The 15,221-nt window shown below is 67.4% G+C and carries 17 protein-coding genes; 8 read left to right on the top strand and 9 right to left on the bottom strand.

The features are described 5' to 3' along the window. Positions 1 to 105: 105 nt before the first annotated feature. Positions 106 to 978, bottom strand: coding sequence for a 4-hydroxy-tetrahydrodipicolinate synthase (dapA, locus tag P1U75_RS01470; RefSeq protein WP_300238900.1), 873 nt, complete (start codon positions 976 to 978; stop codon positions 106 to 108). 138 nt (positions 979 to 1,116) lie between these two features. Between dapA and P1U75_RS01465 the strand changes: the two genes are divergently transcribed. Then, on the top strand, positions 1,117 to 3,084 hold the full coding sequence (locus tag P1U75_RS01465; protein WP_300238869.1) for a lytic transglycosylase domain-containing protein: 1,968 nt from the start codon (positions 1,117 to 1,119) through the stop codon (positions 3,082 to 3,084). Here the strand turns inward: P1U75_RS01465 and P1U75_RS01460 are convergent. Together P1U75_RS01460 and mnmD are read right to left on the bottom strand one after the other, a co-directional pair. Further along, entirely contained in the window at positions 3,058 to 3,933 is an 876-nt protein-coding gene (locus tag P1U75_RS01460) for a DMT family transporter (protein ID WP_300238866.1), read from the bottom strand. The genes P1U75_RS01465 and P1U75_RS01460 overlap by 27 nt on opposite strands. Continuing rightward, positions 3,930 to 4,610 (bottom strand): tRNA (5-methylaminomethyl-2-thiouridine)(34)-methyltransferase MnmD, encoded by a 681-nt coding sequence (mnmD, locus tag P1U75_RS01455; protein WP_300238863.1) that lies wholly within the window; start codon positions 4,608 to 4,610, stop codon positions 3,930 to 3,932. The genes P1U75_RS01460 and mnmD overlap by 4 nt, the downstream gene beginning before the upstream one ends. A gap of 55 nt (positions 4,611 to 4,665) precedes the next feature. On the opposite strand from mnmD, the gene P1U75_RS01450 reads away from it, so the two are divergent. Both P1U75_RS01450 and P1U75_RS01445 read left to right on the top strand, forming a co-directional pair. Then, complete coding sequence (locus P1U75_RS01450; protein ID WP_300238860.1) at positions 4,666 to 5,709, top strand: FAD-binding oxidoreductase; 1,044 nt, start codon at positions 4,666 to 4,668, stop codon at positions 5,707 to 5,709. Between the two features lies 1 nt (position 5,710). Then, positions 5,711 to 6,130 carry a VOC family protein gene (locus tag P1U75_RS01445; protein ID WP_300238857.1) on the top strand — a complete coding sequence of 140 codons (420 nt, stop codon included), beginning with the start codon at positions 5,711 to 5,713 and terminating at the stop codon, positions 6,128 to 6,130. A 10-nt stretch (positions 6,131 to 6,140) separates the two neighbouring features. On the opposite strand, the gene P1U75_RS01440 is transcribed toward P1U75_RS01445, so the two are convergent. The 3 genes from P1U75_RS01440 to P1U75_RS01430 all read right to left on the bottom strand — a co-directional run bounded on the left by P1U75_RS01440 (position 6,141) and on the right by P1U75_RS01430 (position 8,405). Beyond that, positions 6,141 to 6,683: an NAD(P)H-dependent oxidoreductase gene (locus P1U75_RS01440; RefSeq protein ID WP_300238854.1), complete on the bottom strand. Its 543-nt coding sequence runs from the start codon at positions 6,681 to 6,683 to the stop codon at positions 6,141 to 6,143. A 69-nt stretch (positions 6,684 to 6,752) separates the two neighbouring features. Then, positions 6,753 to 7,415: an OmpA family protein gene (locus P1U75_RS01435; RefSeq protein WP_300238852.1), complete on the bottom strand. Its 663-nt coding sequence runs from the start codon at positions 7,413 to 7,415 to the stop codon at positions 6,753 to 6,755. 108 nt (positions 7,416 to 7,523) lie between these two features. Then, the gene (locus tag P1U75_RS01430) at positions 7,524 to 8,405 is read right to left on the bottom strand and encodes a bifunctional helix-turn-helix domain-containing protein/methylated-DNA--[protein]-cysteine S-methyltransferase (RefSeq protein ID WP_300238849.1); all 882 of its coding nucleotides are present in this window, start codon (positions 8,403 to 8,405) and stop codon (positions 7,524 to 7,526) included. A 146-nt stretch (positions 8,406 to 8,551) separates the two neighbouring features. Between P1U75_RS01430 and nth the strand changes: the two genes are divergently transcribed. Genes nth through P1U75_RS01415 form a run of 3 tightly spaced genes read left to right on the top strand, consistent with a single transcriptional unit; the run spans position 8,552 to position 10,784 of the window. Next, positions 8,552 to 9,196 (top strand): endonuclease III, encoded by a 645-nt coding sequence (gene nth, locus P1U75_RS01425; protein ID WP_300238848.1) that lies wholly within the window; start codon positions 8,552 to 8,554, stop codon positions 9,194 to 9,196. Next, positions 9,193 to 10,182: an adenosine kinase gene (locus P1U75_RS01420; protein ID WP_300238846.1), complete on the top strand. Its 990-nt coding sequence runs from the start codon at positions 9,193 to 9,195 to the stop codon at positions 10,180 to 10,182. The genes nth and P1U75_RS01420 overlap by 4 nt, the downstream gene beginning before the upstream one ends. Then, the gene (locus tag P1U75_RS01415; RefSeq protein ID WP_300238844.1) at positions 10,182 to 10,784 is read left to right on the top strand and encodes a GNAT family N-acetyltransferase; all 603 of its coding nucleotides are present in this window, start codon (positions 10,182 to 10,184) and stop codon (positions 10,782 to 10,784) included. Before P1U75_RS01420 ends, P1U75_RS01415 begins: the two co-directional genes overlap by 1 nt. Before the next feature lie 29 nt (positions 10,785 to 10,813). Here P1U75_RS01415 and P1U75_RS01410 read toward each other — a convergent pair whose 3' ends face one another. Beyond that, positions 10,814 to 11,008: a hypothetical protein gene (locus tag P1U75_RS01410; RefSeq protein ID WP_300238842.1), complete on the bottom strand. Its 195-nt coding sequence runs from the start codon at positions 11,006 to 11,008 to the stop codon at positions 10,814 to 10,816. A 72-nt stretch (positions 11,009 to 11,080) separates the two neighbouring features. Continuing rightward, positions 11,081 to 11,566 carry an RNA pyrophosphohydrolase gene (locus P1U75_RS01405; protein WP_300238840.1) on the bottom strand — a complete coding sequence of 162 codons (486 nt, stop codon included), beginning with the start codon at positions 11,564 to 11,566 and terminating at the stop codon, positions 11,081 to 11,083. Positions 11,567 to 11,692: 126 nt separating this feature from the next. On the opposite strand from P1U75_RS01405, the gene P1U75_RS01400 reads away from it, so the two are divergent. Then, complete coding sequence (locus P1U75_RS01400) at positions 11,693 to 13,717, top strand: NADPH-dependent 2,4-dienoyl-CoA reductase (protein ID WP_300238838.1); 2,025 nt, start codon at positions 11,693 to 11,695, stop codon at positions 13,715 to 13,717. A gap of 31 nt (positions 13,718 to 13,748) precedes the next feature. Here P1U75_RS01400 and P1U75_RS01395 read toward each other — a convergent pair whose 3' ends face one another. Continuing rightward, positions 13,749 to 14,096 (bottom strand): antibiotic biosynthesis monooxygenase, encoded by a 348-nt coding sequence (locus P1U75_RS01395; protein ID WP_300238835.1) that lies wholly within the window; start codon positions 14,094 to 14,096, stop codon positions 13,749 to 13,751. A 199-nt stretch (positions 14,097 to 14,295) separates the two neighbouring features. On the opposite strand from P1U75_RS01395, the gene P1U75_RS01390 reads away from it, so the two are divergent. Beyond that, the gene (locus P1U75_RS01390; protein WP_300238832.1) at positions 14,296 to 15,201 is read left to right on the top strand and encodes a LysR family transcriptional regulator; all 906 of its coding nucleotides are present in this window, start codon (positions 14,296 to 14,298) and stop codon (positions 15,199 to 15,201) included. The last annotated feature ends 20 nt before the right edge of the window (positions 15,202 to 15,221 follow it).

Raw genomic sequence — 15,221 nt, 5'->3', positions numbered from 1 at the left:
CTTTATTACGGCAAGCGCTGAGCGGGACGCAGCCGGGGTCGGGGGCGCTGCCCCCGTCGCCTGCGGCGCCTCCCCCGGAGTATTGTCAGCCAGAAAAAGGCGCGGTCAGAGCAGCCCGGCGTGTGTCATCGCCGCGTCGATCGCCGACTTGGTGCTGTCCTCCAGCCCGGTCAGCGGCGAGCGGACTTCTTCGCTGCACAGGTCCAGCCTGGACATCGCGTATTTGGCACCCACCAGCCCCGGCTCGATGAAGATCGCCTCGTGCAGCGGCATCAGCCTGTCCTGATAGTCTAGCGCCAGCTTGTAGTCGCCGGCCAGGGTCGCCGCCTGAAACTCGGCGCAGAGCCGAGGCGCCACGTTGGCGGTGACCGAGATGCAGCCGACCCCGCCATGGGCGTTGAAGCCCAGCGCAGTCGCATCCTCGCCCGAAAGCTGGATGAAGTCCGGCCCGCAGGTGATCCGCTGCTGGCTGACGCGCTCCAGCTTGCCGGTGGCATCCTTGACGCCGACGATTCGCGGCAGCCTGGCAAGCTGGCCCATGGTGGCGGGCGACATGTCGACCACCGAGCGGCCGGGAATGTTGTAGATGATGATCGGGATATCGGCGCAATCATGTGCGGCGGTGAAATGGGCGATCAACCCGCGCTGGGTCGGCTTGTTGTAATAGGGGGTCACCACCAATGCGCCATCGGCACCAGCCTTCGCGGCGAACTCGACGAAGCGAATCGTCTCCACCGTGTTGTTCGATCCCGCCCCCGCGATAACCGGCACGCGCCCGGCGGCGGCCTTGACCACCTCGGCGATCACCGTTTCATGCTCATCATGGGTGAGCGTCGGGCTCTCGCCGGTGGTGCCCACGGGCACCAGCCCGGCAGAGCCCTCGGCAATCTGCCATTCGACCAGACGTTTGAGCGTGTCCAGATCCAACTCGCCGTTGCGGAACGGGGTGACGAGGGCAGGCATCGAGCCTTTGAACATGGGTTTGCTCCCTAACAAGTGCGTGTCGCGGGCGGGCCCCTGCCGAATATGGGCGTCTGCCGCGATTGTGTGTTGATCCGGGCGGGCCACGGATTATCGTGAAAGGCTGTAGCCATGGTTGCGCGCGAAATGCAAGTGATGTCACGATTTCCGGCCCTTCTGTTGTCTCTTCTCATGCTGGTCCTGCCGCTGCGGGCCGGTGCCGGTGCGGCCGACGATCTGGCCCGCGGTCTTGCCGCGATGCGCGATGGCGACTGGGACCGGGCGCTGACGGTCTCCGGCGCGCGCGGCTCGGTCTCGCGCGACGTGGTGGTCTGGCACTGGTTGCGCGCGGGCAAGGGCACGGCGGGCGACGTGAGGGTGTTTCTCGACCGCAGGCCGGACTGGCCCGGCCTGGCCTGGCTGCGCCGCAAGAGCGAGCCGACCTTTTCCGGGCAAGAGCCGGACCGCGTGCTGGAATTCTTCTCCGAACAGCCGCCGCAGACCGCCGAGGGCGTGCTGATCCACGCCGCCGCGCTCGCGCAAAAGGGGCAGAGCGGCGATGCCCAGGCGGGGCTGGTTCTGGCCTGGCGCAGCATGCCGATGGGCAAGGGGCTGATGGATCTCTACCTGTCGCAGCATGGAAAGATCTTGCGCCCGCATCACGCCGCCCGGCTCGACCGGATGATCTGGGACGGGCATCTGGCCAGCGCACGGGCGATGCTGCCGCTGGTGGGGGAGGGCGACAGGGCACTGGCCGAGGCGCGGATCGCGCTTCTCGATCTCGCGGCGGGGGTGGACGGGCTGATCGCGCGGGTGCCCGATGCGTTGCGCGACGATCCCGGCCTTGCCCATGCGCGGTTCGTCTGGCGCCATCGCAAGGGGCGCGACGGCGACGCGATCGAGTTGATGCTGGCCCATAGCGACAGCGCCGCCGATCTGGGCGAACCGCAGCACTGGGCCACCCGCCGCCGGTCGTTGGCACGGGAAACCTTGCGCGACGGCGATGCCGCGCTGGCCTATCGCATCGCCGCCAGCCACCAGCTGACGCCCGAGGCGGGCTATGATTATGCCGATCTGGAATGGATCGCCGGGTACGTCGCGCTGACCAGGCTGGGCGATCCGGCCACTGCATTGCGCCATTTCCAGCGCTTCGATGCCGCCGTGGAAACGCCGATCTCCAAGTCTCGAGCCGGTTATTGGCTGGGCCGCGCGCAAGAGGCGCTGGGCGATGCCGACGCCGCGCATGCCGCCTATGCGATGGCGGCCGATTTCCAGACGGCGTTCTACGGGCTGCTGGCCGCCGAACGGATCGGCCGCCCCTTTGACCCCGATCTTCTGAATCCGCCGCCACCACCGCCCTGGCGCGAGGCGGCGTTCCTGCGCTCCAGCGTGGCCGAGGCCGGGCTGCTGCTGCTCGCGGCGGATGAACCGGTGCTGGCCGAGAGGTTCCTCACCCATCTGGTGGAATCGCGCGACGAAACGCAGGCGCTGCAAATGGGCGCGATGGCGGTCGATATGGGGCGGGCGCACCTGGCGGTTATGATCGCCAAGCGCGCGGCGCAGCGGGGCCAGGTGCTCAACGGGGCCTACTATCCCCTGCACCCGGTGGCCGAACTGGATCTGCCGATGGCAAAGGAGATGACGCTGGCCATCGCCCGGCGCGAGAGCGAGTTCGATCACCGCGTGGTCAGCGGTGCCGGTGCGCGCGGGCTGATGCAGGTGATGCCCTCGACCGCGCGGCTGGTCGCCGGGCAGCTGGGCATCCTCGGCGGCCACAGCACCGACCGGCTGCTCTCGGACCCGGATTACAATGCCAAGCTGGGGGCGAATTACCTCGCCGGGCTGGCGGGCGCGTTCGACGGCAACGTGGTGATGATGGCCGCGGGCTATAACGCCGGCCCCCGGCGCCCGCAGCAGTGGATGGAGCGGTATGGCGATCCGCGCGCGGGCGCGGTGGATATCGTCGACTGGATCGAGATGATCCCGTTCAACGAGACCCGCAATTATGTCATGCGGGTGACCGAAAGCCTGCCGGTCTACCGCGCCCGCCTGGGCCAACCGCCGCTGCCGATCCCGTTTTCGCGGGAACTGGCCGGCTCAACCCTGCGCGCGTTCGCGCCATAGGGTAAAAAGACCGGCCGCCACGATCAGAGCGGCACCGATGATCACGTTGTCGCGCAGCACCTCGCCAAAGACCGCCATGCCAAGGATCGACGCCCAGATCAGGTGGAAATAGGCAAAGGGCTGCACCGCCCCGGCCTCGGCCACCTCGTAGCATTTGATCAGCAGCCAGTGGCCCGACGCGCCGGTGACGCAGAGCACCGCCATCCAGGCCCAGTCGGGGCCGGTCATCGGCTCCCAGAACCAGATGCCGATGGCGGTCATCATCACCGCGCCTGCAGTGCCGGTATAGAAAAAGCTGGTTTCGGTCCGGTCGCGCCGCGCCACGTAGCGGGTCAGCAGCCCGTAGAGCGCGAACATCAGCGCCGAGATCAGCGGGATCACCGCGGCGGGGTCGAACACCCCCATGCCCGGCTGCAGGATGATCAGCACGCCGATCAGACCCACCCCGATCGCCGCCCAGCGCCGCCAGCCCACGCTCTCGCCCAGCACCGGGCCGGAGAGGGCCGCGACCAGCAGCGGATAGCAGATGAACACCGCCTGGCTCTCGATCAGTCCGAGCAGGGTAAAGCCGTAGATCGCGACACAGACCTCGCCCGCCAGCAGGAAGCCGCGGAAGATCTGCAACAGCGGCTGGTCGGTTTTCGCCGCCCGTCTCAGCCCGCCGCGCGCGCGTGCGGCGATCGCGATGACGAAGGCCGAGAAGAACCAGTAGCGGATCATCACCACCATCCAGGTGTTGTAGGTCCCCGCCAGGTGGCGCGAGATGCCGTCCTGCAGGGCAAAAACGATGGTGGCCGAGATCATCAGGGCGATGCCCAGCGGGACGGAGTTGCGTTGCGGCTCGGTCATTGCGGCATCCTCGCGCGGGTCATGTGACGCTTGCGCCCATAGCCGGGGGCACGTTCGACGGATAACCCCGCCGCCTCCAGCCCCCGCCGCACGAAACCGGCGGCGGTATAGGTGGCCGCGCTGCCGCCCGGCGCAGTGTGGCGCGCGACCTCGGCCATCAGCTCCGGCGCCCATAACTCGGGATTCTTGGCCGGCGCGAACCCGTCGAGAAACCAGGCGTCAGCCCGCCCTTGCCAGTCCGGCAGGGTTTGGCGCGCATCGCCCTGGATCATCTGGAACTGCAAGGTATCGAGCGTGCAGGCCCCCGTGCCCGCCCAGACCGCAAGAAAGCGCTCTACCCAGGGCGCGAGCGCAGGAAACGCGTTGAGCGCCCGCGCCATGTCGGCAGGCTCCATCGGGTAGGCCTCGAAGGAGGTAAAGCGCAGCGGGCCCGCCTGCCCCGCCTGCCCCGCCTGCTCCCAGGCGGCCCATGCGGCCAGCAGGTTCAGCCCGGTGCCGAACCCCAGTTCGGCGATATGGAACCCCTCTCGATACCGGGCCGGAAGGTCATTGCCCGTAAGGAACACATGCCGGGTCTCCTCCAGCCCGTCCTGGAGCGAGAAATAGGGATCGTCGAACCGGGACGAGACCGGCACGCGCCCCTCGCGCCACGTCAGTTCCGCCTTCTGGTGGGCCATCGGTAATTTCCGTACAAGGGGATGAGCGGCGCGACATTGGAGAAAGGCGGCGGCAATGGCAATGGTGGACGTGACGGTGCGCGGGGCGGGAATTTTCGGCCTCTCGATCGCCTGGACCTGCGCCCGGCGCGGCGCCCGGGTGCAGGTGATCGACCCCTTCGGTCCCGGCGCCGAGGCAAGCGGCGGGCTGGTCGGCGCGCTGGCGCCGCACGTGCCGGAAAACTGGAATGCCAAGAAAGCGTTCCAGTTCGACAGCCTGATCCTTGCGGAAGGGTTCTGGGCGGATGTCGAGCAGACCGGCGGCCTCTCTGCCGGCTATGGCCGTACCGGGCGGCTGCAACCGATCGCCGACGACCGCGCGCTGGAGCTGGCCCGCGCGCGCGAGGCGACGGCGGCCGAGTTGTGGCAGGGCAAGGCGCGCTGGCAGGTGCGCCCCCGGCTCGAACTGGGCCCCTGGGCCCCGCCCAGCGCCACCGGTTATGTGATCCACGACACGCTCACCGCCCGGATGCACCCGCGCCGGGCCTGCGCCGCGCTGGCCGCCGCGCTGGCCGCGCGCGGTGTCGAGATCACGCCCGAGGGGGCGGATCGCGGCACGGTGATCCACGCCACCGGCGTCGCGGGTCTGGAGGAGCTGACCGCGCATTTCGGCAAGGTGGTGGGCGGCGCGGTCAAGGGACAGGGCGCGCTGCTGCGCTTTGACGCCGGGCCGGAGGCGCCGCAGATCTTTGCCGACACGGTCCATATCGTGCCCCATGCGGACGGCACGCTCGCCATCGGCTCGACCAGCGAGCGGGAGTTCGATGACGCCAGGAGCACCGACGCCCAGCTCGACGCGGTGATCGAGCGCGCGCTGGCCGCCATGCCGGTGCTGCATGGCGCGGCGGTAATCGAACGCTGGGCCGGGCTGCGGCCACGGACGAAATCGCGCGCGCCGATGCTGGGCGCGCATCCGCTTTACCCGGGCCAATACATCGCCAACGGCGGTTTCAAGATCGGCTTCGGCATGGCGCCCAAGGTGGCCGAGGTGTTGGCCGATCTGGTCCTCGAAGGGCGCGACACGATCCCGCAGGAGTTCCGCCCAGAGGCGTCGCTTTGACATGAACCGGCAGACGCCGCCCGCCATCACCGCCCTGGACCATCTGGTGCTGACCGTCGCCGATGTCGAGGCAACGGTTCGGTTCTACACGCGCATCCTGGGAATGCGGGCCGAGGTCTTTTTCCCCGCCGACGGCTCGCGCCGCCACGCGCTGAGCTTTGGCTCGCAGAAGATCAACCTGCACCCGGTCGAGGCCCCTTTCGATCCCAAGGCCGCGCACCCCGGCCCCGGCACCGCCGACCTGTGCTTTCTGACCGATGGATCACTGACCGACTGGCAGGCGCATCTCACAGCGCATGGCATCCCGGTCGAGGATGGCCCGGTGCCGCGAACCGGCGCGACCGGGCCGATCCTGTCGCTCTATCTCCGCGACCCGGACGGCAACCTGATCGAGATCGGCACGCGGGACAAGGCCCCCTGAAGGGGGGGGGTCAGCGCCCGATTTCGGCGCGCAGCTTGTCCATCAGCGTCTGGAGGGTCTTTGTGTACTGCGGGCTGATCAGCCGGCCGTCGTCGTCGAACTGGTTGCGGCAATCGGCCAGGTGCAGCTCCGGCCCCGGCAGCAGGCGCGGCTGAAACGGCACCAGGAAACCGCGCAGTACCATCTGCGCCCGCTCGCCCCCGGCGCGCCCCGCCGCCGCCGACATCACCGCGACCGGCTTGTCGGCCCAGGGCTTGCCGCTGGTGCGGCTGACCCAATCGAGCGCGTTCTTGAGCGCGCCCGAGGGGCCCTTGTTGTATTCCGGCGTCGAGATCACCACCGCGTCGGCCTGCGCGATCTGCTCGGCCAGGTGCTGCACCGGGTCGGGGATACCGTCGGCCTCCTCGACATCGCCATGATAGAGCGGCAGATCGAGCTCGGCCTCGGCGAAGCGGGCGGTGCCGAACAGGCGGGCCGCCTCGCGGATCAGCTTGCGGTTGGCGGATGCCCGGCGCAGCGCGCCGGACAGGCCCAGAAGGGCGGGATCGGACATATCGGGTCACCTCCGGTTACGGGTCATGCCCTGACATAGGACAGCCCGGCCAGAGGCGCCAGCCGCCCCTTACCCGGTGGGGATCATCACGATTTCCACCCGCCGGTTGCGCGCCTTGCCCTCTGCGGTCAGGTTCGAGGCGATCGGCTCTTCCTCGCCGCGGCCGATGGTGACGATGCGGTCATAGGAGACACCACCGGCCTGCAGGATATCCGCCACCGCGTTGGCGCGCCGTTTCGACAGACCGATGTTATAGGCGGCCTCGCCCTCGCTGTCGGTGTGACCCACCACCCGCACCGTCATGTCCGGATAACGGTTGAGATGCGCCGCCACCCGGTTGACGTCGGCGCGCAGGCCCGGGCGAACCTCGAAACTGTCGGTGGCAAAGGTGATGTCGTTGGGCAGCGACACGATCAGCCGGTCGCCGGTGTTGGTGATGGTGATGCCGTCGCTGGCCAGGTCCCGGCGCAGTTCGGCCTCCTGCCGGTCCAGGCTGTCGCCGATGGCCGCGCCGGCGAAGGCCCCAAGCGCCGCACCGCCCAGAACCGCCGTGGTCTTGTTGTCGGCCCCCGAGATGGCACCGATCCCGGCGCCCAGAAGCCCGCCGATCAGCGCGCCCTGCTTGGTCTTTTGGTGCGGGTCGCCCGGATCGATCCGGGCCGGATCGGTGCAGGCGCCAAGGGTGATCGCGGCGCAGAGCGCCACGGCGGTGGGGGTGGACAGGAATTTCATCAGGCTCGCCTCTTGTTGCGCCCCCGCTCGACGGGGGGGTGTACATTTTTAGCACAGAATTCCCCGATGCCCTCAAGCCATCCCCGCCCCGGATCGGCGAAAGCCTGCTCAGGCCGCGCTTCCCTCCGCTGCGGGCGCGGGTGCCTCTTCGCGTGCCGATTCGTAGGCCAGCAGCGCGCGTTTCACCGGCAGGCCCCAGTGATACCCCCCCAGCCCCCCGGATTTGCGCAGGGCACGGTGGCAGGGGATCAGCCAGCTAATCGGGTTGCGCCCCACGGCAGTGCCAACCGCGCGCACCGCGCGGGGGTTGCCCACCGCGCTGGCGATCTCGGAGTAGGTGGTGACATGGCCCGAGGGGATGCGCAGCAGCGCCTCCCAGACCTTGATCTGGAACGGCGCCCCGATCAGGAACAACGGTGTCGGTTCCAACTGCCCGCCCTCGGCCGCAAAGGCGGACAGGACCCAGGGCCGCAACCGCATCGGGTCCTCGATGAACCGGGCCCTGGGCCAGCGCCCCAGAAGATCCTGCATCGCGGCCTCCTCGCCGGTCTCGGCGGCAAAGCCGATGCCGCAGATACCCTTGTCGGTGCCCATCACCAGCGCCGGGCCGAAGGGGCTTTCGAACCAGCCCCAGAAGATGGTCAGCCCGGCCCCGCCCTGGGCATAGTCGCCGGGGCTCATCGCCTCCCACCGCAGGAAAAGATCATGCAACCGCCCGCCACCCGAGAGGCCCGCCGCATGGGCCGCCTCCAGCGTGGTGAACCGCTCGCGCAGCAGCGCTTTGGCGTGGCCCAACGTCAGGTATTGCTGATACCGCTTGGGCGAGACACCGACCCAAGCCGAGAACAGTCGCTGGAAATGCGCCGGGCTCATGTTCATCCGTGTCGCCAGATCCTCGAGCGTGAGGCTCTCGTGCCCGGCGTCGATCAGATCGATGGCGCGGCGCATGACGTTGTAGTGATAGCTGCCCTCGCGGGTCTCGATATTCATTCCGGCTCTCCCGTCTTGTGATCCGACCATAGCGCGGCCGTCAGGCGCGACGCGACCCGAAAGCTGCGCTTATGGTGCCAAAGGGCAGCGTCCCCGCGCGCGCTTTCGCGTTGCACGGCGCCTCCTGTCACGGCATTAAGGCGCGGATGGCAAAGCAGCTCGACTATCACACGATCCGCGAGATCTTTACCCGCTTTCAGGCGCGTGAGCCCGAACCCAGGGGCGAACTGGAGCATGTGAACGCCTATACGCTGGTGGTCGCCGTGGCGCTTTCGGCGCAGGCGACGGACGCGGGCGTGAACAAGGCCACGCGCGCCCTGTTCCAGATCGCCGACACCCCGCAGAAGATGCTGGACCTGGGCGAAGAGGCTCTGATCGAGCATATCAAGACCATCGGTCTTTACCGCAACAAGGCCAGGAACGTCATCAAGCTGAGCCGCATCTTGGTCGAGGACTACGGCGGCGAGGTGCCCAATTCCCGCGCCGCGCTGCAATCGCTGCCCGGTGTCGGGCGCAAGACCGCCAACGTGGTGCTGAACATGTGGTGGCATTACCCGGCGCAGGCGGTCGATACCCACATCTTCCGCGTCGGCAACCGCTCGGGCATCTGCCCGGGCAAGGACGTCGACGCGGTCGAACGCGCCATCGAGGACAACGTTCCGGTGGATTTCCAGCAGCACGCGCATCACTGGCTGATCCTGCACGGCCGATACCATTGCAAGGCGCGCAAACCGCTGTGCGGCACCTGCCTGATCCGCGACCTGTGCCAATTCGAGGACAAGATTCTATGAAGACCTATCAACTCGTCGGGATCGGCAATGCCGTCGTCGATGTCATCAGCCAGACCGAGGATGCCTTTCTGACCGACAACGGAATCGAGAAGGGCATCATGCAACTGATCGAGCAGGACCGCGCCGAAGCGCTCTACGGTGCGATGGCCAACCGGCTGCAGACGCCGGGCGGCTCGGTCGCCAATACCATCGCCGGGGCCGGCGCGCTGGGGCTGGATACCGCCTTTATCGGGCGGGTGCGCGACGATGACCTGGGCCAGTTCTATGCCGATGCGATGAACGAGGACGGGGTCGATTTCGTCAACCCGCCGGTCGCGGGCGGCGAATTGCCGACCTCGCGCTCGATGATCTTCGTGTCGCCGGACGGCGAACGCTCGATGAACACCTACCTCGGCATTTCCTCGGAGCTGAGCTCGGACGACGTACCCAGCGAGGTCGCCGGCAAGGCCGAGCTGATGTTCCTCGAAGGCTATCTCTTCGACAAGGACAAGGGGAAAGAGGCGTTTCTCGAGGCCGCACGTGACTGTCACAAGGGCGGCGGCAAGATCGGCATCGCCATCTCCGACCCGTTCTGCGTCGACCGGCATCGCGGCGATTTCCTGTCGCTGATCGAGCACCAGATGGATTTCGTCATCGGCAACGAGGCCGAGATCCAGTCGCTGTTCCAGACCGATCACCTGGGCGACGCGCTGATGATGACCGCCGCGCTCTGCCCGCTGGTGGTCTGCACCCGTTCGGGCGACGGGGTGACGGTGATGGAGGGCACCAGCCGCATCGACGTGCCGGTCGAAAAGATCACGCCGGTCGATGCCACCGGGGCGGGCGACCAGTTCGCCGCCGGGTTCCTTTACGGCATGGCCACGGGCCGCGACCTGGAGACCTGCGCGAAGATCGGCAATGTCTGCGCCCGCGAGGTGATCAGCCATATCGGCCCGCGCCCGGAAACCAACGTCACCGAGCTTCTGCGCGAGGCCGGGCTTCTCTGATGGCGTTGAAGGCGGGTTTCCACGACGTACCGCTTGGCATGGTGGCCGCGGTGGTGACCCATCTGGAGATGCGTGCCCCGGCCGAACCGCGCCCGGTGCCGGCGCCCGAGGGGGTCAGCCTGCGCCGCGTCGCGGCACCTGCGCCCGGCTGGTATCGCGACCTGTTCACCCGGGTCGGCGGGCAGGACTGGCTGTGGTTCTCGCGCCTCGGGCTCGACGCCACGGCGCTGTCCGCGATCCTCTCCGATCCCGGGATCGAGGTCTGGGCGCTGGAAAAGGACGGTCGGGCCGAGGGGCTTCTTGAACTGGATTTCCGCGACGCGGGCGAGTGCGAGCTGGCCTTTTTCGGGGTAACGCCGACATTGATCGGCGCCGGCGCCGGGCGCTTCATGATGAATGCGGCGATCGAAAAGGCCTGGGCGCGTCCGATCACCCGCTTTCACGTCCACACCTGCACGCTGGACCACCCCGGTGCACTGGGGTTCTATCGCCGCAGCGGGTTCACCCCGATCCGCCAACAGGTCGAGATCGCCCCGGATCCCCGCCTGAACGGCGATCTGCCGCGCGAAGCCGGGCCGCATATCCCGATCTTCGAGGGGTGAGCCGGGGCGGCCGGTCGCCCCCCGCGCCCTCAGCCGCCCAGACGCAACAGCGCGGTTCCGACGGTGACATGGACCGGCCCGCAGCCCTGACCCACAGACATGCGCCCCCGCGCGCCGCCTGTCCCGACACCAACGCCCAGGTTCACGTCCACAGGATCCCTGCACTCCTCGCACCCGGCCAGGAGAGCGGCCGCCAAGATCAGCAGGGTCGATCGAATTGGCATCGGGACATCTCCGGTGTTCGCTCCAAGGCTAACGCGACCGGTCCCCCGAAAAAAGGGAATTCGCGGCCCGGGCTAACCCAGGTGGGGGGCGAACTCTGCCACCACCTTTTCATAGACCGCGCGCTTGAAGGGCACGATCCGCTCCACCAGATGCGCCGGATCCTGCCAGCGCCATGTGCTGAACTCCGGATGGTCGGTCGCGATGTTCACCTGGTCGTCGGTGCCGCTGAACCGCATCAGGAACCATTTCTGCTCCTGTCCGCGAAAGCGGCCCTTCCAGATCTGCGGCACCAAGTCGGCGGGCAGGTCATAGGGCAGCCAGGAGGCGCTTTCGGCCACGATCTCGACCAGATCGGCGGTGACGCCGGTTTCCTCCCAGAGCTCGCGCAGGGCGGCGGCGCGCGGGGCCTCGCCCTTTTCGACCCCGCCCTGGGGCATCTGCCAGGCCTCCTCGAACCGGTCGCGTCGCTGGCCGACAAAGACATGCCCCTCGGCATTCATCAGCATGACACCGACACAGGGGCGATAAGGCAGCTTGGCAATCTCTTCGGGGGTCATCGGGGCGGCTCCTGTTTTTCTCCTGTCTAGCGGTTGCGCCGCGTGGCGCAAGCGGGTGACGCAGGGTTGCGGGGTGACAGGGGGCCGCAATGGGGCAATCCTGCCCGCGACACGAGGGAGGGCGACATGACCGAGTACCCACATCTTCTGGCGCCGCTGGATCTGGGCTTTACCACTTTGAAGAACCGCGTGCTGATGGGCTCCATGCACACCGGGCTGGAGGAGACCGGCGACTGGAACCGGGTGGCCGAGTTCTATACCGAACGCGCGCGCGGCGGGGTCGCCTTGATGGTGACCGGCGGCATCGGCCCGAACCTCGAGGGATCTGTCCTGCCCGGCGCGGCGATGATGACCACGGAAAAGGACGTGGCCAACCATTCCATCGTAACCGACCGGGTGCACGACGCGGGTGGCAAGATCGCCATGCAGATCCTGCATGCCGGGCGCTATTCCTACGGCCCGAAATGCGTTGCCCCCAGCCCGGTGAAATCGCCGATCTCGCCGTTTCCGCCCAACGAGCTGGACGAGGCCGGCATCGAGAAGCAGATCGCCGACATCGTCAACGCCGCCGTGCTGGCGCAGCAGGCCGGCTACGACGGGGTCGAGATCATGGGCTCGGAGGGGTATTTCCTCAACCAGTTCCTGGTGACCCACACCAACAAGCGGACCGATGGCTGGGGCGGCAGTTACGAAAACCGCATGAAACTCCCCATCGAGGTGGTGCGCCGCACGCGTGAGGCCGTCGGGGCGGAATTCATCATCATCTACCGGCTGTCGATGATCGACCTGGTGCCGGACGGCTCGACCCACGAAGAAGTTGTGCAACTGGCGCAGGAGATCGAGAAGGCCGGCGCCACCATCATCAACACCGGCATCGGCTGGCACGAGGCGCGCGTTCCCACCATCGCCACCTCGGTGCCGCGCCGCGCCTTTGCCTGGGTGACCAAGAAACTGATGGGCAAGGTGGGCATCCCGCTGATCACCTCGAACCGAATCAATACCGCCGAGGTCGCCGAAGAGGTGCTGGCCGAGGGGTGCGCCGACATGGTTTCGCTGGCCCGCCCAATGCTGGCGGATGCGCATTTCGTCGCCAAGGCCCAAGCCGGGCGTGCCGCGACCATTGCGCCCTGCATCGCCTGCAACCAGGCCTGCCTGGATCATACCTTTGGCGGCAAGCTGACCTCCTGCCTGGTCAACCCGCGCGCCTGCCATGAGACTGAACTGGTGTTGGAGAAGGCGGCCAAGCCGATAACTGTGGCCATCGTCGGGGCCGGGCCCGCTGGCCTTTCCACCGCGCTGGCGGCGGCAGAGCGGGGCCACAAGGTGACACTGTTCGACAAGGCGAAAGAGGTCGGCGGGCAGCTCAACATGGCCAAGCAGGTGCCCGGCAAGGAAGAATTCTGGGGGTTGGTCGACTGGTACGCGACCATGCTGGCCGAGGCCGGGGTGACCGTGGAACTGGGCCGCGAGGTTACCGCAGACGATCTGACCGGTTTCGACGAGGTGGTGATCGCCACCGGCGTCCTGCCTCGCGATCCCGGCATCCCGGGTGAGGACCGCGACAACGTGCTGAGCTATGTCGAAGTGCTGCGCGACAAGGCCCCCGTGGGCAAGAGCGTTGCGGTGATCGGTGCCGGCGGCATCGGCTTCGACGTCTCCGAGTTCCTGCTGGAGGAACACAGCCCGACCACCGACCTGCCCGCCTGGCTGAAGGAATGGGGCGTGACCGACCCCGAACAGCACCGCTCGGGCCTTGCGCCCGAAGGCCCACAACCGGAAGCGCCGGCACGGCAGGTGACGCTGTTGCAGCGCAAGAAACAGGCGCATGGCAAGGGGCTGGGCAAGACCACCGGCTGGATCCACCGCGCAACGCTGAAGATGAAAGGGGTCACCTTCGTTGGCGGGGTGAATTACGAGAAGATCGACGACGACGGGCTGCACGTCAGTTTCGGAGAGGCGCGGGAAAACCCGAGCGTGATCGCCGCCGAGACCGTCGTGCTCTGCGCCGGGCAACTCTCCGAGCGCAGCCTTGCCGACGCGTTGCAGGCCAGGGGCATCACCGCCCATGTGATCGGCGGCGCCGACGTGGCCGCCGAACTGGATGCCAAGCGGGCGATCGACCAGGGCACAAGGCTGGCCGCTTCGTTGTGACCAGAGGGCGTGGCCGATTACCGGCCGCGCCCTATCCCCCGTGCGCCGCGCGGCTGTCTTTTGGTGCCTGTGCGCGGTCGGTCATGCCATAGTCGCGGATCACCCCCGCCACCCGCAGCCGGTAATCGGCAAACACCCCGCCACGCCCCTTGGCCTGGGCGCCGCGATGGGCCTCCAACTGCCGCCAGCGTTGGACGGCCGCCTCATCCTCCCAGAAGGACAGCGACAGCAGCTTGCCGGGTTGGGTCAGGCTTTCGAACCGCTCGACCGAGATGAAGCCTTCGATCCCGTCAAGCAGCGGGCGCATCTCGGCGGCGATATCGAGATAGTCGGCCTGCCGTCCCTCGGCCGGCTCGACTTCGAATATGATGGCGATCATCGGACCGGCTCCCTTTGAATACGCCGCCGACTTTCGCCCCGCGAAGCGGCGCAGGCAACCGGTTCCTGGGTAATAGGCTCCTGTTTCCACGGCCGGAACGATCCCCGCAATACCGCGATATTATCCAATCGGCGCCCCGATCTTGCCCAGATTGAACCGGATAAACGAGGCAACAAGACAGATAACCGAGGACAACGGCATGGACCGACTGACCGAAATGGAAGCCTTTGCCAATGTGGTGGATCAGGGCGGATTCACCGATGCGGCCAAGAAGATGGGCATCTCCAAGTCAGCAGTGTCCAAGCATGTCTCGAGCCTGGAGGCGCGATTGGGCGCCCGGCTGTTGAACCGCACCACGCGCCGCGTCAGCCCGACCGAGATCGGCCTGGCCTATTACGACCGCGCCCGCCGGGTTCTGAACGACGCAGGCGAGGCCGACGCGCTGGTCACCTCGATGCAGTCGGCGCCCTCGGGGTTGCTGAGGATTTCCGTGGCGACCGATTTCGGCGTCAATCTGCTGTCTCCGGTGCTGTCGGAATTCCTGTCGGATTTCCCCGAGATCACCGTGAACATGGTGCTGAACAACCGGTTTGTCGAACTGATCTCCGAAGGGTTCGACATGGCGATCCGCATCGGTGAGCTTGAGGACAGCTCGCTGCGCGCCCGCAAGCTGACCGAAACCACCAAGCGACTGATCGCCAGCCCGGCCTATATCCAGAAATTCGGCCGCCCGCAGAAGATCGACGATCTGAACGAGCACAAGCTGCTGCATTATTCCAACCAGTCCAGCGGCAACGTCTGGAAGCTGACCGCCCCCTCGGGCGAAAAGCGCCAGGTGCGCACCGCGGGCTGGCTCAGCGTGAACGACGGGCAGTCCCTTCTCAACGCCGCGATTTCCGGCCTCGGTATCGCCTATCTGCCCAGCTACCTCTATGCGCAGGCGATGAAAGAGGGCCTGGTTGAGGATGCGATGCCCTCGCTGCCGGTCGAGACGCTTGGCGTCTACGCCGTTTATCCGCCCGGGCGGTTCACCCAGCCCAAGGTGCGCGCCTTTATCGATTTCCTGGTCCACGCCTTTGCCGAGAAGGGCCCGACCGACTGGTAACGCGTTTCATGTTGCTTCCC

It is taken from the genome of Antarcticimicrobium sp. (genome assembly GCF_029212575.1).
Lineage (GTDB): Bacteria > Pseudomonadota > Alphaproteobacteria > Rhodobacterales > Rhodobacteraceae > Antarcticimicrobium.
The sequence above is the reverse complement of the archived record's forward strand: the minus strand, read 5'-3'. Positions and strand labels throughout refer to the sequence as shown.